General features: G+C 68.9%; 16 protein-coding genes. 12 read left to right on the top strand and 4 right to left on the bottom strand.

The genetic code is table 11. From position 1 onward, the window contains the following. Nucleotides 1-20: 20 nt before the first annotated feature. Entirely contained in the window at nt 21-977 is a 957-nt protein-coding gene (locus ACO073_RS04425) for a neutral zinc metallopeptidase (protein ID WP_421995667.1), read from the bottom strand. A 50-nt stretch (nt 978-1,027) separates the two neighbouring features. On the opposite strand from ACO073_RS04425, the gene ACO073_RS04420 reads away from it, so the two are divergent. After that, the gene (locus ACO073_RS04420; protein ID WP_421995665.1) at nt 1,028-1,849 is read left to right on the top strand and encodes an exodeoxyribonuclease III; all 822 of its coding nucleotides are present in this window, start codon (nt 1,028-1,030) and stop codon (nt 1,847-1,849) included. Nucleotides 1,850-1,860: 11 nt separating this feature from the next. Beyond that, nucleotides 1,861-2,112: a GlsB/YeaQ/YmgE family stress response membrane protein gene (locus ACO073_RS04415; RefSeq protein WP_421995663.1), complete on the top strand. Its 252-nt coding sequence runs from the start codon at nt 1,861-1,863 to the stop codon at nt 2,110-2,112. 2 nt (nt 2,113-2,114) lie between these two features. Here the strand turns inward: ACO073_RS04415 and ACO073_RS04410 are convergent, their stop codons facing one another. The 3 genes from ACO073_RS04410 to ACO073_RS04400 are packed head-to-tail and all read right to left on the bottom strand — an operon-like array spanning nt 2,115 to nt 5,809. After that, the gene (locus ACO073_RS04410) at nt 2,115-2,603 is read right to left on the bottom strand and encodes a class I SAM-dependent methyltransferase (protein ID WP_421995661.1); all 489 of its coding nucleotides are present in this window, start codon (nt 2,601-2,603) and stop codon (nt 2,115-2,117) included. 13 nt (nt 2,604-2,616) lie between these two features. Continuing rightward, on the bottom strand, nt 2,617-3,072 hold the full coding sequence (locus ACO073_RS04405) for a cyclic nucleotide-binding domain-containing protein (protein WP_421995659.1): 456 nt from the start codon (nt 3,070-3,072) through the stop codon (nt 2,617-2,619). Nucleotides 3,073-3,091: 19 nt separating this feature from the next. Continuing rightward, complete coding sequence (locus tag ACO073_RS04400) at nt 3,092-5,809, bottom strand: ABC transporter transmembrane domain-containing protein (RefSeq protein ID WP_421995657.1); 2,718 nt, start codon at nt 5,807-5,809, stop codon at nt 3,092-3,094. Nucleotides 5,810-5,991: 182 nt separating this feature from the next. On the opposite strand from ACO073_RS04400, the gene ACO073_RS04395 reads away from it, so the two are divergent. From ACO073_RS04395 to ACO073_RS04350, 10 genes are read left to right on the top strand one after another with little or no spacing between them, the layout of a single operon-like run. After that, complete coding sequence (locus ACO073_RS04395; RefSeq protein WP_421995654.1) at nt 5,992-7,269, top strand: glycosyltransferase family protein; 1,278 nt, start codon at nt 5,992-5,994, stop codon at nt 7,267-7,269. 24 nt (nt 7,270-7,293) lie between these two features. Then, entirely contained in the window at nt 7,294-8,559 is a 1,266-nt protein-coding gene (locus ACO073_RS04390) for a glycosyltransferase (RefSeq protein ID WP_421995652.1), read from the top strand. A gap of 3 nt (nt 8,560-8,562) precedes the next feature. Next, nucleotides 8,563-9,678, top strand: a complete 1,116-nt coding sequence (locus ACO073_RS04385) for a glycosyltransferase family 4 protein (RefSeq protein WP_421995650.1) — start codon at nt 8,563-8,565, stop codon at nt 9,676-9,678. Beyond that, entirely contained in the window at nt 9,675-10,271 is a 597-nt protein-coding gene (locus ACO073_RS04380) for a histidine phosphatase family protein (RefSeq protein ID WP_421995648.1), read from the top strand. The genes ACO073_RS04385 and ACO073_RS04380 overlap by 4 nt, the downstream gene beginning before the upstream one ends. Further along, a complete protein-coding gene (locus ACO073_RS04375; RefSeq protein ID WP_421995646.1) occupies nt 10,268-11,428 on the top strand; it encodes a glycosyltransferase family protein in 1,161 nt (386 codons plus the stop codon). The genes ACO073_RS04380 and ACO073_RS04375 overlap by 4 nt, the downstream gene beginning before the upstream one ends. Next, a complete protein-coding gene (locus tag ACO073_RS04370) occupies nt 11,425-12,198 on the top strand; it encodes a polysaccharide deacetylase family protein (protein WP_421995644.1) in 774 nt (257 codons plus the stop codon). Before ACO073_RS04375 ends, ACO073_RS04370 begins: the two co-directional genes overlap by 4 nt. Continuing rightward, nucleotides 12,195-12,701 carry a hypothetical protein gene (locus tag ACO073_RS04365; protein ID WP_421995642.1) on the top strand — a complete coding sequence of 169 codons (507 nt, stop codon included), beginning with the start codon at nt 12,195-12,197 and terminating at the stop codon, nt 12,699-12,701. The genes ACO073_RS04370 and ACO073_RS04365 overlap by 4 nt, the downstream gene beginning before the upstream one ends. Next, on the top strand, nt 12,698-14,686 hold the full coding sequence (locus ACO073_RS04360; RefSeq protein WP_421995640.1) for a dipeptide ABC transporter ATP-binding protein: 1,989 nt from the start codon (nt 12,698-12,700) through the stop codon (nt 14,684-14,686). The genes ACO073_RS04365 and ACO073_RS04360 overlap by 4 nt, the downstream gene beginning before the upstream one ends. 3 nt (nt 14,687-14,689) lie before the next feature. Continuing rightward, a complete protein-coding gene (locus ACO073_RS04355; protein WP_421995638.1) occupies nt 14,690-15,688 on the top strand; it encodes an ABC transporter permease in 999 nt (332 codons plus the stop codon). A 1-nt stretch (nt 15,689) separates the two neighbouring features. Further along, nucleotides 15,690-16,868, top strand: a complete 1,179-nt coding sequence (locus ACO073_RS04350; RefSeq protein WP_421995636.1) for an ABC transporter permease — start codon at nt 15,690-15,692, stop codon at nt 16,866-16,868. Nucleotides 16,869-17,109: the final 241 nt, after the last annotated feature.

Raw genomic sequence — 17,109 nt, 5'->3', positions numbered from 1 at the left:
GTGCGGCGCGTCGGAACGCGCTAGATCTGCTTGGCGCTGAACGTGTCGCACTTGCGCGGGTCGCCGGTGTCGAGCCCGATCCGGAACCAGCGCGTGCGCTGGGCACTCGAGCCGTGGGTGAAGCTGTCGGGCACGACGCGGCCCTGCGCCTGGCGCTGCAGACGGTCGTCGCCGATCGCCGAGGCGGCGGCCAGCGCCTGGTCGACGTCCTTGTCGTCGATCATCTTGCCGCCGCGCTGCTGGTCGGCGCGGTTGGCCCAGACTCCGGCGAAGCAGTCGGCCTGCAGCTCGGTCCGGACCGACAGGGCGTTGGCGTCGCGCTTGCTCATCTGACCCTGCATCTGCTGGACCTTGCCGCTGACGCCCAGGAGGTTCTGCACGTGATGCCCGATTTCGTGGGCGATCACATAGGCTTGCGGGAATTGGCCGGGCGCGCGGAAGCGGCGCGCGAGATCATCGAAGAAGGACAGGTCGAGATAGACCCGCTGGTCGGCCGGGCAATAGAACGGCCCAATGGCGGCCTGGCCGACGCCGCAGGCGGTGCGGGTGGCGTCGCGGTAGAGCACCAGCTTGGGCTCGCGATACTGACGCCCGAGATCGCGGAAGATCGTGCCCCAGACGTCCTCGGTGCTCTTCAGCACCCGCGACACGAACTGCGTCTCGGCGTCGCCGGCCGGCGCCGTCCGCGACGCCGTCCGTTCGGACGGCGCGGGCGCCTGCTGCTGGTAGGATGAACCGCCGCCGTCCGTCCCGTTCAGCAGGGCGAAGGGATCGGCGCCGAAGATCATGGCGATGACGATGAAGGCGACGACGCCCAGCCCGCCCTTGAACAGGCCGCCCCCGCCGCCGCCCACCGGGATATGGACCCCGCCGCCGCCGAGGCCGCCCCCGAAGCCTCCGCCGCCGAAACCACCGCCGAAGCCGCCGCCGCCGCGGCGATCCTCGATATTGCTGCTCTCGTCGCCATCCATCCGCATCGAAGGTCTCCTGGGTCGAGATCGGCACTGGATCGACTATATTGGCTGCGATGAGCCTGTCCGTCGCCACCTGGAACATCAACTCGGTCCGCCTCAGGATCGACAACGTCAAACGGTATCTCAGGCTCCGCAAGCCCGATGTCCTGTGCCTCCAGGAGACCAAGTGCCTCGACGAGTTCTTCCCCCATGCCGCCTTCGAGCGGCTGGGCTACACTCACCGCTTGGTCCAGGGGATGAAGGCCTATAACGGGGTCGCCATCGTCTCGAAAGTGCCGTTCACGGCCCGCAACGTCCACCACCGCTGCGGCAAGGAGGATTGCCGCCACATCGAGGTCGCCCTCGACGTCGGCGGCGACCCGATCCTGCTCGACAATCTCTACATTCCGGCCGGCGGCGACATTCCCGACCCGGCGGTGAACGACAAGTTCGCCCACAAGCTCGACTTCTATCGCGAGATGGCCCAGTGGTTCGCCGACCGCAGGCCTTCGCCCGGCGCCGCCACGGGCCTGCGCCGCATCGCCGTCGGCGACCTCAACGTGGCGCCGCTGGAGCACGATGTCTGGAGCCACAAGCAGCTCCTGAAGATCGTTTCGCACACGCCGGTCGAGGTCGAGCTGTTCGGCCGCCTGCAGGCCTCGCTCGACTGGATCGACGTGCCGCGCCGCTTCGTGCCGGACGACCAGAAGCTCTATTCCTGGTGGAGTTACCGCAATATCGACTGGCGCGCCTCGAACCGCGGCCGCCGGCTTGACCACATCCTGGCGTCGCCCGCTCTGTCGGGCGCTATCAGCAGCCATCGCATCGACGTCGGCGCCCGCGGCTGGAAGCAGGCCTCGGACCATGTCCCGGTGATGGCGACGTTCGAGGTTTGAAGGAGCGAAGCATGACTTTCGGCGGACTCATCGGTGTTCTGGTCATCGGCCTGTTGGTCGGCCTGTTGGCCCGTTTCATCACGCCCGGCCCCAATCCGCGCGGCATCATCGTCACGATCGTGATCGGCATCGTCGGAGCGGTCATCGCCACCTTCGGCGGCCAAGCGCTCGGCCTCTATCAGCCCGGCGAGCCCGCGACCTTCATTGGCTCGGTAGTCGGTGCGGTGGTGCTGCTGGTGCTGGTGCGCCTGTTCGGTCGCTGAGCTCAGCCGACGCGATAGAGGAAGTAGCGGTCCTTCGGCACGCCCGGCGGATCGGGCAGACGCTGCCAGCGGGCGACGTCGAGCGGCTGGTTGGCCAGCACGTAGCCGCCGACGCCGGCCAGCCTGTCGAGGGCGGGACCGAGCCACCGTCCCATCTCGACGTTGGCGGCATGGTCGCCGGTCCCGAGATCGGTATGGATCAGGGCGGCGCTGGCGCCGAGCGCCGCGGCCGCGCGCGGAATCGCCTCGCGGGCGTCGCCCAGGAACAGGCGATCGTCCGGCGGGACGCAATCGGGATGGGCCGCAACCTTGCGTTCGAAAACGTATATGGCGCGCCCGGGAAAGAGGTCTCGCAGGTGGTCGTAGGTGCGGCCGTTGCCGAGGCCGACCTCGAGGATGGGGCCGGGCAGGGCGTCTATGCGGGGCTTGAGGTAGTTCAGGCAGTCGCGTTGCGCCTGCATGCGCGCGATGAAGCTGTCGAGACGACTCATTCGGCGGTTCTGCTCACGCGGCCTTGTTGGCGGTGGCCTCGCGCAGCTTCTGGTTGGTGTCCTCCACGCGGTGCGCCAGCTCGCGCATGATCTCGATCGCCATCTGCGGAAACTCGCCGACCATGCGGTAGAACGTGTCCTTCGAGATCTTCAGCGTATTGAGCGGCTCGCGGGCCTTGATGGTCGCGGTGCGCGGCACGTCGCACAGGATGGCGATCTCGCCGAAGAAGTCGTTCTTGCTCATCTCCGACACCCGGATCTGCCCGGTGGGCGTGTCGATCAGAACGTCGGCGATGCCGCCCAGGATGACGTACATGGCGTCGCCGGGATCGCCCTGGTGGCAGATCTCCTGGCCAGTGGCATAGTTGACGCGCTCGCTGGTGAAGGCGAGCAGCTTGAGCTTGGCCGGTTCGATCTTGGCGAGGATCGGCACGCCCTTCAGCAGTTCCACTTCTTCGTTCAGGTTCATCGCGTCCTCCTGAATCGCCTCAAGCCGCCATCAGCTCGGTATAGAGCCCGCCTTTGTGCGCCAGGTCGTTCGGCGGGCCGTGGGCAGCGATGCGGCCGCCCTGCATGACGACGACTTCCTGGAAAGGTTCCGCCTGCGCCGGCCGGTTGGCGATCCAGACGACGCCTCGACTGTCCTCCTGGAAGGCGGCCAGGATGTTGTCCCGGATGCGATCCTGCGTGCGACCGTCGAACGAAGCCACGGCCTCGTTGACGATAAAAAGCTGCGGCCGCTTGATGAGGGCGCGGGCGATGCCGAGTTTCTGGCGCTGGCCCGCCGGCAGGCGCCGGCCGGCAACGCCGACATTGAACTCTAGTCCGACCTCGATGGCGGAGTTGCGCAAGTCGAGCTCATCCAGCACCTCCCCGATCAGGTTGCCGATTCGCTGCTCGCTCTGGGCCTGCCCATAGACCAGGCGCCCGAACAGGATGTTGTCCTGTAGCGTGGCGGCACTGTTGTAGCGCTGGAAGTCGTAGAACTCGACGGCGCCGCGCAATGCCTCGGGCAGGCCCTCGGCGAAGGCATGGCGCGCCGCCAGGAGCCGTTCCTCCATCGCCGCGTCGATCAGGCCGAGACGATGGCGCGCCTCGATGTAGCGGAACGGCAGCGTCATCAGGCGGGTGCGGTCGGCCTCCGGGACCGCCTCGATGCCCTTGCCGCCCAGGCGCTGCAGCAGCAGCCGGACGTTGGGCAATTCGTCGGCCGAGATGAAGCTGTACTGCTCGAACAACGGATTGTCGGGCGACAGGCCCGAGAACAGCTCGACCATGGTCTCGGCGATGGTGAGGCCCATGCGCTGCAGATCCTCGGCCAGACCCTCCGCCTTCAGCACCGACTGCATATAGGGGTCGGCCGCGATGTTGTCGCCGCTCAGCGCCTTGCCGACCGACGTGCCGAACAGGATGTTCTCCGCCAGGGACAAGTTGCGGTTGTAGCGGTTGGAGTCGAAGGTCTCGACCAGCCCGGCATAGGTCGGATCCTGCAGGCGCTCATGCATGACGTGCCGGGCCTTGAGGATGCGTTCCGCGAGGTCGGGACGCGCTCCGGCGTCGATCGTGCCCCGCAGGCCGAGCGAATAGATGTCCTCGTCGAGCTCGACCAGCTTCAGCACGTCGACGACGCGCAGAAGCAAGTCGGCGGGGCCGGTGGCGCCGGCCAGCTCGTAGTCGACCCAGTCGGCGTTGGGATCGAGGGCGGGGTTTCCGGCGCGTTCCGATTCCTTCCAGAAGGCCTCGCGCAGGGCGCGCGTGGCATCGTCGTAGGTCGCGGGTGCGATCGGCCGGATCTTCAGGCCGAACAGGAGGTTGTCCCGCACCGACAGCGGAAACAGGTAGGTTTCCTGGCCGACATAGGCGGTTCGGGCGCCGAGGAGATACTCGGGGAGCTGAAAATAGTCGGTGCCGTCGATCTTGATCGAGCCGCTGGTCGGCAGGACCTGACGCGCCAGCACCTGGCCGAGCACGTCCTTGCCCGAGTTGGAACCACCGATCACCGCCATGCAGGTCGAGGTCGGCACGGTCATGGACACGCTGTCGAGCTGCTTCACCCGCCCGTCCTCGGTCACCGTGACGCCGGCCAGGACGAGCTCCCGGCCGAGCGGCGGCGGCGGTCCGTCGGGGATCGACTGCAGTTCCGGCGGCATCATTCCCTCGGGCTGGAACTGGTCGATCACCTGCTCGTACTTGATCTGCACGTCCTGGCGCTGCTGGTCCCAGTCGATCAACTCCTTGATCGGACCCGGAAGGTCCTTGTAGGCCAGCAGAACGCCAACCACCGCGCCGACGCTCATGTCGCCGGTAATCGCGAAATAGCCGCCGACGAGGTAGATCGCGAAAGGCGTCGCCTGCGACAGGAAGTTGTTCCAGAACTTGGCGACGAACTTCTTCTGATAGAGGTCGAAGCGGATCTTGTAGATCGTGCCCAACCGCTCGGCGATGTCGGCGCGCTCGTAGTTGGCGGCGCCGTGGACGTGGATCTCGTGCACGCCGTCGGCCGTCTCTGCGATGCGGCCAGCGAGCTGGCGCGCCGTGATCTGGCGCTGCCGGCCCAGTATCAGCACCGGCCGGCGCAGCCGCGGGATGATGAGCATCTGCGCCATCAGAAGGGCGACGACGATGATGCCGAGCAGCCAGTTCTGCATCAGGATGAAGATGATGGCTGTCAGCGCCTGTCCGCCGAGGAACATCGGCTGCACGTAGGCATCGCCGATGAAGCCGCCCAGCGGCTCGACCTCGTCCTTGATCATCGTCGCCAGCTCGGCCTGCTTGACCTTGCGGAAGTGGGCCGGCGGGAAGCGCAGGATGCGGTCGTACAGCTCGTATCGCATGCGACGAAGCATGCGCTCGCCCATGCGGCCCTTCTGGGTGTTGATGGTCTTCTTGAACTGGCCGTTCACCACGACCGCGCCCAGGAAGACGAAGCTCATGACCACGAGGTAGCTGAGCTGGTCGACCTGGAAGCCGTCGAAGATGCGGATGACCTTGCCCGGCAGGATGGCCGAGAGGTCGAACTCCCAGACAAGGAACGGGATGGTCTTGCTGTCCTTGAACGCGTTGCCCTGGATGCCGTTGTTGACGATCGACTTCGGCACCGTCAGCGACATGAAATAGAAGATCTGGGCCAGCACCACGAGGCCCAGGATCATGAGCTGCTCGGGCCTGCTGTGCCGCCAGATGTAGGTGAACAGGTTGCGCTGCATCGACTTCCGCACCGGGGAGGGGGTTGGCGTTACCCTGCCAGACCCTATAGGGCGATCGGAGCCGCGATAACAGCCGATATTTTGCATCCCGAGAGGGGTTCGCGCGGTCGGGCCGATATGGCATAGTCCGCCGCGATTTCACCGGTCGGGGCAGGAGCGCTTCGGCGAGGGGAGGCGTCCGCATGCCCAACAGCAGCCGTTCCAAGCGCGTGCTGATCTACAGCCACGACTCCTTCGGCCTCGGCCATGTCAGCCGCTGCCGGACGATCGCCAATGCACTGGTAGCCGCCGACCACAACGTTTCGGTGCTTATCGTGTCGGGATCGCCGGTCATCGGCTCTTATGAGTTCCGCTCGGGCATCGACTTCGTGCGCATCCCGGGCGTCGTGAAGAGCGAGACCGGCGACTACGATTCGGCGAACCTCCGGGTCGGCGTCGAGCATACGATGGAGATGCGCACCCGCATCATCCGCGACACCGCCGACATCTACCGGCCCGACCTGTTCATCGTCGACAAGGAGCCGACGGGCCTGCGCGGCGAGGTCGTGCCGGCGCTTCATCTGCTGAAGGAGCGCGGAACCCCGCTGGTGCTCGGCCTGCGCGACGTCATGGACGATCCGACGGCGCTCGCCGCCGAATGGGAGCGCAAGCACGTCGTGCCGGCGCTACGCGACCTCTATGACCAGATCTGGATCTACGGCCTGCCGCAGATCCACAAGCCGCTGACCGGCATCGAGGTGCCCCCGTCGGTGCGCCACAAGATGGTCTACACCGGCTACCTGCGCCGCGACCTGCCGCTGCACACCGACGTGCCGCACGAGGTCGAGGATCTCGACGGGCCGTTCATCCTGGTGACGGCGGGCGGCGGTGGCGACGGTGCCGACCTGATCGACTGGGTGCTGGCGGCCTACGAGAGCGACCCGCATATCCCGTACGGCGCCGTCATCGTGTTCGGCCCGTTCATGTCGACGGCCGAGCGCGAGGCCTTCAAGGAGCGGGCCGCGCGCTTCAAGAACATCCGTACACTGACCTTCACCAACAATCTCGGCGCGTTGATGCACCGCGCGGCCGGCGTGGTCGCGATGGGCGGTTACAACACGTTCTGCGAGATTCTGTCGTTCGACAAGAAAGCCATCATCGTGCCGCGCACCCGGCCGCGCCTCGAGCAGTTCATTCGGGCCCGGGCGGCCCGCAATGTCGGCCTGATCGAGATGCTCGACGCCGAGCGGGGCCGCGACCCTCACGCCATGGCGACGGCGTTGCGCCAGCTGCCTCAGCAGGGCCTGCCGGGTGAGGTCGTCGTGCCCGGCCTGCTCGACGGTCTCCCCAACGTCTGGCGCCTGGTCTCCAAGCAGCTCGCTCACCGCCAGCGCGGGCCGGCGCCGCTCGAGGAGATCTGGAACGGCGAGGGCGCGGCGCCATCCGATCCGGCGATGCCGTCGGCGCGCGCCCGGACCTGAACGCCCGACCCTTTGTGCCCCGTCATGATTGAGCGCAACGATCCGCGCGTCGCGGTCGTGCTGAAAGGCTGGCCGCGCCTCTCGGAGACCTTCATCGCCCAGGAGATCGCCGGGCTGGAGGCGCGCGGCGTGGCACTCGAGATCTGGTCGCTGCGAAGACCGACCGACAAGCATCGCCACCCCGTGCACGACCGCGTGCGCGGCCGCGTCGTCTACCTGCCAGAATATCTCAAGGACGATTGGAAGCGCGTCCTCGCGGGTTGGCGCCGCGCCCGGACCCTGCCGGGCTATGGCGCGGCGCGCGCCCGCTTCCTCGCCGACCTGTGGCGCGATCCCACCGCCAACCGTCTGCGCCGATGGGGCCAGGCGCTGGTGCTCGCGGCCGAGCTGCCGTCCTCGATCGACCGGCTGTATGCCCATTTCCTGCACACGCCGGCTTCGGTGACGCGCTACGCCGCGCTGATGCGCGGCCTCCCCTGGAGCGTGTCGGCCCATGCCAAGGACATCTGGACCAGCCCGCCCTGGGAAGTGACGGAGAAGCTCGCCGACGCCTCGTGGCTGGTGACCTGCACCAGCATGGGGGCCGAACGCCTGAGGGAACTCGCCGCCCAGCCGGACAAGGTGAGGCTCGTGTATCACGGGCTGGACTTCGCCCACCTGCCGGCGCCCTCGCGGGTGCACGGCCATCGCGACGGCACCGACCCGAACGATCCGGTGGTGATCCTGTCGGTCGGGCGCAAGGTCGAGAAGAAGGGCTACGGCGATCTCCTCGAGGCCCTGGCCGAGCTGCCGAAAAACCTGTCGTGGCGCTTCGAGCATGTCGGGGCCGGCGAGCTGGGCGACGTCCTGAAGGCCCAGGCCGGGCGGCTCGGCATCGCCGATCGCTGCACCTGGCTCGGCGCCCAGCCGCAGGCCCAGGTGTTCGCCGCGCTCGCCCGCGCCGACCTCTTCGTGCTGGCCAGCAAGAAGGCCGCCGACGGCGACCAGGACGGGTTGCCCAACGTGCTGATGGAGGCCGCCCACCAGGGTCTCGCCATCGTGTCGACGCGCGCCGCCGCCATCGGCGAGTTCATCGCCGACGGCGACAACGGCCTGCTGGTGCCGCCGGGCGATCCGGCGGCGCTCAGGGCGGCGATCGCCCGGCTGATCGCCCATCCCGACCAGCGTCAGCGCCTGGCGGCGCGGGCCGGCGAGGTGGTGCGCGCGCGCTTCTCGTTCGACGCCGGCGCCGACTGGATCGCCGCCGCCCTGGGACGGGCGCGTCCGACCGAGGCGCGCGCCGCGGAGTAGACCATGCGCGTGCTGCTGCACACGCCGTTGAAGCCGCCCGACAGTCCCATCCCCTCGGGCGATCGCGAGATGGCCCGGGGCCTCGCCCGCCTGCTGCGGCGGCTGGGCCACCACGTCGTCATGCCGGCCGGGAGCCGGGTCGCCGCCGGCGTGCCGCCGGCCGACGCACTTCTCGCCCTGGAACGCCGCGCCCGGACCCAGGCCGCCCGCCTGATCGCGCGCTGGCACCGCCTGCCCGTCGGCCATCCCGAGCGCTTCGATCTCTGGTTCACCTACCACTGCTATTACCGCAAGCCCGACTGGCTGGGCCCGGTGGTGACGCGCGCGCTGGGCGTGCCGTACGTCCTGGTCGAGGCCTCGCACGCGCCGCGTCGCGCCCAGGGGCCGACCCGCGTGGGCCACCGCGCCGTCGAACGCGCGCTGGCGGCGGCCGACCTGGTGCTCACGGTCAATCCGCGGGACGTGGCGGGTGTCAGGGCGCGGCTGCGGCCGGGCGCCCACCAGGTCTGGCTGCCGCCCTTCATCGACACCGCGCCCTATGCCGCCGCGCGGCGGATGGCCAAGGCGGGGACAGGCAACGCGCCACCGCTCCTGCTGAGCGTCGGCATGATGCGGACCCGCGACAAGCTCGACTCCTATCGCGTGCTGGCCGAGGCATTGATGGGCCTGCGCGACCGGCCGTGGCGGGCCCTGCTGGTCGGCGACGGGCCGGCCAGGGCCGAGGTCGAGGCCCTGATGGCGCCGCTGGGCGATCGCGTGCGCTTCGTCGGCGCCGTGCCGCGCGGCGATCTGCCGGCGATCTATGCATCGGCCGATCTTTACCTTTGGCCGGCGATCAACGAAGCCTATGGCATGGCATTCCTCGAAGCCCAGGCCGCCGGCCTGCCGGTGGTGGCCGGCCGCACCGGCGGCGTGCCCGCCGTGGTGGCCGACGGGGTGACCGGCATCCTGACCCCGGTCGGCGACGCCGCCGCCTTCGCCGCCGCGACCGCCGGATTGCTCAATGCCCCCGCCGAGCGGGTCCGGCTCGGCGCCGCTGCCCGCGCCCGGATGGCGGCGCGGCACGACGAGGCGGCTGCCGGCCGCGCCCTGGCCGCCGCCCTGCGCCGTCTGCGATGAACGTTCCCTTCGCCATCCTGCGCCACGCCACGACCGACTGGAACGTGGCGCGGCGCCTCCAGGGACTGACCGACACGCCGCTCAATGCCGAGGGCGAGGCCGCCGCTCGCGGCTGGCGCCTGCCGCCGCCCGCCGACGGCTGGGCGCGGGTCTGCAGCCCGCTGCAGCGGGCGCGGCGCACCGCCGAGCTGATCCGCCCGCCGGCACCCGTGACCGTCGACACGGCCCTGATCGAGATGAGCTTCGGGGTCTGGGAAGGCCATACGATCGCCGAGTTGCGCGCCACCGTCGGGGCCGCCTTCATCGAGGCCGAGGCGAAGGGACTCGACTTCCAGCCGCCGGGCGGCGAATCGCCCCGCGCGACCATGGCCCGCCTGGGCCGCTGGGCCGCCGGCGTTGCCGCGCACGGCCGGCCGGTCGTCGCCGTCAGCCACAAGGCGGCGATCCGCGCCCTGCTGGCGCTGGCCACCGGCTGGGACATGACCGGTCGGCCGCCGCACAAGCTCGACTGGCGCTGCCTGCATTTCTTCACCGCGCGCACCGACGGCGTCGCGATCGAGCGGCTGAACGTGCCCCTGGAGGCCGCGCCGTGAAGCCGCGCATCTTCTTCCATGTCCAGCATCTGCTCGGCATCGGCCATCTGAGGCGCGCCGCCACGCTGGCGCGCTGCCTTGCCGCCGGCGGCTTCGATGTCCTGCTGGTGTCGGGCGGCGCGCCGGTCGACGGGCTGGCGCTGGGCGAAGCGCGCCTCCACCAGCTTCCGCCCGTGCGCGCCGCCGACGACGGTCTGCGCGACCTCGTCCGCCTCGACGGCGGTCCGGTCGATGCCGGTTTCGAGCGCGACCGCGCCGGCCGCCTGCTCGCCCTCTTGCGCGCCGAGCAACCCGACATCGTGCTCACCGAGCAGTTCCCGTTCGGCCGCACGCGCCTGCACTTCGAGCTGGCGCCGCTGCTGGAAGCCGCGCGGGAGCTGCCGCGCCGGCCACTGGTCGCCTGCTCGGTGCGCGACATCGTGCGCCGCACGGTCCGGGCCGAGCGCGTCGCCGAGACGGTCCGTCTGATCGAGCGCCACTACGATGCCGTCCTGATCCATGCCGATCCGACCCTCGTACCGTTCGAGGCGAGCTTTGCCGGCTGGCCGCACATCAAGGAGCGCGCGCACTACACCGGCTACGTCGCGGAGCAGGACGTGACGGGACCTCCCGAAAGCGACGCGGGATGCGACGAGGTGATCGTCTCGGCGGGTGGCGGTGCGGTCGGCGCGGGTCTGCTGGAGGCGGCGATCGCCGCCCGCCCCGCCACCGCCCTGACCGACAGGCGGTGGCGACTTCTGCTCGGCGCCAATCTGCCCGACGCCTGCCGCGCTCGACTGGCTGCTGCCACAGGAGCCGCGATGGGAGGAATAGTGGCCGAGCCGGCGCGCTCCGACTTCACGACCCTGCTGCGCAACGCCGCCCTGTCGATCTCGCAGGCCGGCTACAACACCACGATCGAAACGCTGTGCTGCGCCGATCGGGCGGTGCTGGTGCCGTTCGCCACCGCGCGCGAGACGGAGCAGGCCGATCGCGCCGGTCTTCTGGCCGCCCGCGGCATGGTGGCGACGGTGGAACCCGGGACCTTGTCGCCGAGGAGCCTGGCCGACGCCGTCGCGCATGCTCTGGCCGGACCCTCGCTCCGCAGCTTTCCGGCCTGCGACGCCGGGGGCGCCGAAGCGACCGTCGGCCTGCTGCACCGGCTGTCCCGTCGATGAGCGGCTGGCACGACCTGGCCGAGGAGGCCGCACGCTGGCAGGACAGCGGCGCCGTGGCCGATCTGTGGTTTCGCGACGACGACGCCGCCGAAGACGGGCCGGCCCTGCAGCGGCTGCTCGAGCTCCATCGCGGGGCAGGCGTGCCGGTGGCGCTGGCGGTCGTGCCGTCGCGGGCCGCGTCTTCCCTGGCCGATCGCCTGGCCCGGGAGGAGGGTGTCGACATCCTGCAGCACGGCTATGCCCATGCCGACCATGCCGGCACTGGCGAGAAGAAGATCGAGCTCGGTGCCCAGCGGCCGGCGATGCTGGTGCTGGGCGAGCTGGGCACGGGATGGCTCGCCCTCGAAAGGCTGTTCGGCGCGCGGCCGCTGCGCGTGTTGGTGCCGCCCTGGAACCGCATCGCGCCGGCGCTGGTCCCGACCCTGCCGGAGATCGGCTTCACCGGACTCTCGACTTTCGGCGCGCGGCGGCGTGAGCGTCCGGTGACCGGGCTGCTGGCTGTCAACACCCATGTCGACCTGATCGACTGGCGGCAGCGCCGCTTCGTCGGCGAAGCGGCCGCTCTCGACGCCCTCGTTTCGGCGCTCCGGCAGTCGAGGACATCGTCTCGCGAGCCGGTAGGTGTGCTTGGTCATCATCTTGTGATGGACGACGAAGCGTGGGATTTCCTAAGGTCGATGCTGGAAAGAACAAAGATGTCGGGTCTTCGCGTCCGTCCCGCGCGCGAGCTGTTCGCCATCGAAGACCTGGGACGGGAGGTTCGCGGTTGAGATCGGCCGATCTGCGCTATCCGCGACAGACGCTATGGGCCGACTATGCGCGGGCCGGCGCCGGCGTGCTGTTGTGCGGCGGGCCGCTGGTGCTTCTGTCGGTCAATCGCTGGCTGGGACTGGTGCTGCTGCTGGGCTTCGCGCTGTTCGCCCTGTTCCTGGTGCGCACCGCCCTGCGTCACCATACGCGCTACATCCTCGCGGACGACACGCTGTGCGCCGACGGACCCATCGGCACGGTCGTCGAATGGAGCCGGCTCGACCGGTTCAAGCTCAGCTACTACTCGATCAAGCGCGACCGGAACGACGGCTGGATGCAGCTCGCCGTCGGCTCGGCGGGCGGCCGCCTGCTGAAGGTCGATTCGTCGCTCGACGGTTTCCACGACATCGTCGAGCGGGCGGCCGAGGCCGCGGAGGCGGCCGATGTCCCGCTCAGCGAAGCCACGCGCGCCAACCTGAGGGCGATGGGCATCGCCGTGGCGGCCCGGGAAGAGGCGGTATGAAGGATCTGCTCAGCGTCGAGAAGCTTACCGTCGAGTTCGGCGTCCACGACGGCGTCCTGCGCGCCGTCGATCAGGTCTCGTTCGCGATCCCGCCCGGCGGGACGGTGGCGTTGGTCGGCGAATCGGGCTCGGGCAAGTCGGTCTGCAGCCAGGCCATCATGGGCCTCCTGCCGCGCACTGCGCGGATCACCTCGGGCTCGATCCTGTTCGACGATCCGCGCAACGACGAGCCGCCGGTCGACATTGCGAAGCTCGACCGCGGCGGCGCCGAGATGCGGGCGATCCGCGGCGGCGCCATCTCGATCATCTTCCAGGAGCCGATGACCTCGCTGTCGGCGCTGCACACGGTGGGCGACCAGATCGGCGAGGCCGTCGAGCTGCACGGCGGCAGCCGGCTGAGCGACATGCACAGCCTGGGCGACCAGATCAACGAGGCGGCCGTGCGCTCCGGCCGCAAGCTGTCGCGCAAGGAGATCGAGGCCCTCACCGTCGACATGCTGCGCATGGTCGGCTTCCCAGATCCAAGGCGGGCGCTGCGCACCTATCCGTTCGAGCTGTCGGGCGGCCTGCGCCAGCGCGCCATGATCGCCATGGCCCTCGTCTGCCGGCCGGCGCTGCTGATCGCCGACGAGCCCACGACGGCGCTCGACGTCACCATCCAGGCCCAGATCCTGCGCCTCATGAAGGACCTGCAGGCCGAGCTCGGCATGGCCCTGCTGATGATCACCCACGATCTCGGCGTCGTCGCCAACGTCGCCGACGACGTCGTCGTCATGTATCGCGGCAAGGTCGTCGAATCGGGCGATCTTCGCGACATCTTTCGCGATCCCCGGCATCCCTACCTCAAGGCGCTGCTGCACGCCGTGCCGCGCTTCGACATGACGCCGGGCGAGCGCCTCGAGCCGATTCGCGAGATCAAGGCGGCGACCGGGCATCTCCTGAAGGAGAAGGCGGTGAGCCAGCCCACCGCCTCGTTCAATCCCGAAGCGCCCGTGCTCAAGGTGCGGCACCTGTCCAAGACCTTCCGCATCCGCAAGGCCGACACCTTCTTCGAGCAGCTGACCGGCGGCGGCAAGACCCGTACCGTGCGCGCGGTCAACGACGTGAGCTTCGACGTCGAGCGGGGAGAATGCCTCGGGCTGGTCGGCGAATCGGGCTGCGGCAAGACCACGCTGAGCAAGATCCTGATGCGCGGCATCTCCGCCGACTCGATCGGCGGCGAGGATGGCGAGGGCGGCGGCCGCGTCGTGTTCGACGACTGGGGCCGCAAGATCGACGTGCTGGGGCTGGAGGGCGACGAGCTGGCGCGCTTCCGGACCAAGCTGCAGTTCATCTTCCAGGACCCGTTCGGCTCGCTCAATCCCCGCATGACGGTGTACGACATCCTGGTCGAGCCGCTGGTGATCCACGGCATCGGCGACGGCGCCTACCGCCGCGAGATGGTAAGCGAGCTCATGGAGATGGTCGGGCTCGACCGGCGCCATCTCAGCCGCTACCCGCATTCCTTCTCGGGCGGCCAGCGCCAGAGGATCGGCATCGCCCGCGCGCTGGCGCTGCGTCCCGACATGGTGATCTGCGACGAGCCGGTGTCGGCGCTCGACGTGTCGATCCAGGCGCAGATCCTCAACCTGCTGAAGGACCTGCAGAAGCAGCTCGGGCTCACCTACATGTTCATCTCGCACAATCTCGCGGTGGTCGATTACATCGCCGACCGCATCGCCGTGATGTGCGCCGGCCGCCTTGTCGAGATGGCGCCCGCCGGCGCGCTGTTCAAGAATCCCATCCATCCCTACACGCAGGCGCTGCTGTCGGCGGTGCCGATGCCCGATCCCGACGCCCGCCTCGACCTCGGCGCGCTGATGGAGGGCAAGGCCTCCGACCCGATGGCCTGGCCGGAGCCGTTCCGCGACAGCGGTGGCAGCGAGGTGGTCTGGACCGAGGTCGAGACCGGCCACTATGTGCGCGTCGCGCCGGGAGGGCTGTGAGCCATGCTGCGCTTCATCGTCCGGCGCGTACTGCTGATGATCCCGACCCTGTTCATCATCAGTGCCTTCGTCTACTTCATCATCGACCTGCCGCCGGGCGACTGCGTCACCGCCCAGATCGACGAGCTGCTGTCGCGCGGCGATCCCGACGCGCTCCACCGGGCCGAGGAGCTGCGCCACCTCTATGGCCTCGACCTGCCGCTGTGGCACCGCTACCTCGACTGGGTGGCCGGCATCTTCCGCTGGGACTTCGGGCTGAGCTGCCAGGACACGGTGCCGGTGTCGGACCTGATCGGCGAGCGGCTCATGCTCACGATCGTGATGGAGACGGCGACCATCATCTTCATCTGGACCGTGTCGTTCGTGATCGGCGTCTATGCCGCCACCCACCAGTACAAGCTCGGCGACTATGTCGCCTCCTTCATCGGCTTCGTCGGCCTGTCGATCCCGAACTTCCTGCTGGCGCTGGTGCTGCTCTACATCGGCAAGGTCTATTTCGGCCTGTCGATCGGCGGCCTGATGGATCCCGAGTACATCGGCCAGCCCCTGTCCTGGGGCAAGATCGTCTCGGTCCTGCAGCACCTCATCATCCCGGTCGTCGTCATCGGCATGTCGGGCACGGCCGGCATGATCAGGCGGCTGCGCGCCAACCTGCTCGACGAGCTGCAGAAGCAGTACGTCGTCACCGGCCGCGCCAAGGGCCTGCCGCCGCTGCGCCTGCTGGTGAAGTATCCGCTGCGCCACGCCATCAATCCCTTCGTCGCCGACATCGGTGGCCTGCTTCCCGACGTGATCTCGGGCTCCGTCATCGTCTCGGTCGTGCTGTCGCTGCCGACCACCGGGCCGATGCTGCTGGGCGCGCTCAAGACGCAGGACGTGAACCTGGCGGCGACCTTCCTGCTCTTCGTCGCGGTGCTGACCGTGATCGGCATGCTGGTGTCCGACCTGGCGCTGGCCGCCCTCGACCCGCGCATCCGCTTCGGCGCCACCTCGGAGAAGTGACATGACCGACCATGCCACCCCGCCGCCCCGCCGGACGTCCGAGCACTACGTCAACGCCGAGCCCTGGGACCCGTATGTCGCCGAGCGCCTGACGGCCGAGCAGGAACGCTACTACATGGCGGGCCAGTGGAAGCTGATGTGGTGGCGTTTCCGCCGCCACCGGCCTGCCGTGGTCTCGGCGGTCTTCCTGGCGCTGATGTACCTCTCGACGCTGATCAGCGAGGTGATCGCGCCCTACGACCTGCAGAGCCGCCACTCGGCCTACATCTTCGCGCCGCCGCAGCAGGTCCACCTGTTCCACGAGGGCCGGTTCCTCGGGCCCTTCGTCTACGCCACCAAGACGACGCGCGACATGGAGACCCTGCAGCGCATCTACACGCCCGACACGTCGAGGCCCCAGCCGCTGCGCTTCTTCTGCTCGGGCGATCCCTACGAGTTCTGGAACCTCTTCGAGGCCAGCTTCCACCTGGTCTGTCCGGCCGAGGGCGGCCACCTGTTCCTGCTCGGCACCGACCGGCTCGGCCGCGACATGTTCAGCCGCATCGTCTACGCCGCCCGCATCTCGCTCACCATCGGCCTGATCGGCATCTCGCTCAGCTTCACGCTGGCCCTCATCCTGGGCGGGCTGGCCGGCTACTACGGCGGCTGGGTCGACAGCGTGGTCCAGCGAATCACGGAGATCCTCAAGAGCTTCCCGCACCTGCCGCTGTGGCTGGCGCTGTCGGCGGCGCTGCCCGTCACCTGGTCGCCGCTGCTGGTCTATTTCGGCATCACGCTGATCCTGGCCCTGCTCGACTGGCCGGGACTCGGTCGCGCGGTGCGTTCCAAGCTGCTGTCGCTGCGCGAGGAGGACTATGCCTCGGCGGCGCTGATGATGGGCGCCAAGCCCGGCCGCATCATCGCCCGCCACCTGCTGCCCGGCTTCATGAGCCACCTGATCGCCTCGGCGACGCTCAGCATTCCGTCGATGATCCTGGCCGAGACCGCGCTCTCCTTCCTCGGCCTCGGCCTGCGGCCGCCCATCACCTCGTGGGGCGTCCTGCTGAACGAAGCCACCGACATCAATGTCGTCGCCGTGAACTGGTGGCTGATGCTGCCGGTCGTGCCGGTGATCCTCGTCATCCTCGCCTACCAGTTCATGGGCGATGGCATGCGCGACGCGGCCGATCCGTACGGCTGATCCGGCACGCACGATGGCGGCTGCAGGGCCTTGATCCCGCAGCCGATTCGATGAATCACCACGCTGTGTGAGCGTGATTCAGAAATCACACTCTTGCCCTATTTGGGTCTAGCGACAGCCATGCGCCGCTTCCATCTTCCTTTTGTATCTCCCCCGAACGTGGTCCCCCCAAAGCCACGTTCTAGCCTCCTCGGAGGCGCTTAGGCCGTCTTCTCACTCTCCCCCGAGAAGACGGCCTTTT

The organism is Reyranella sp. (genome assembly GCF_965229815.1).
Classification (GTDB): Bacteria; Pseudomonadota; Alphaproteobacteria; order Reyranellales; family Reyranellaceae; genus Reyranella.
This window is presented reverse-complemented; position numbering and strand designations above follow the sequence as displayed.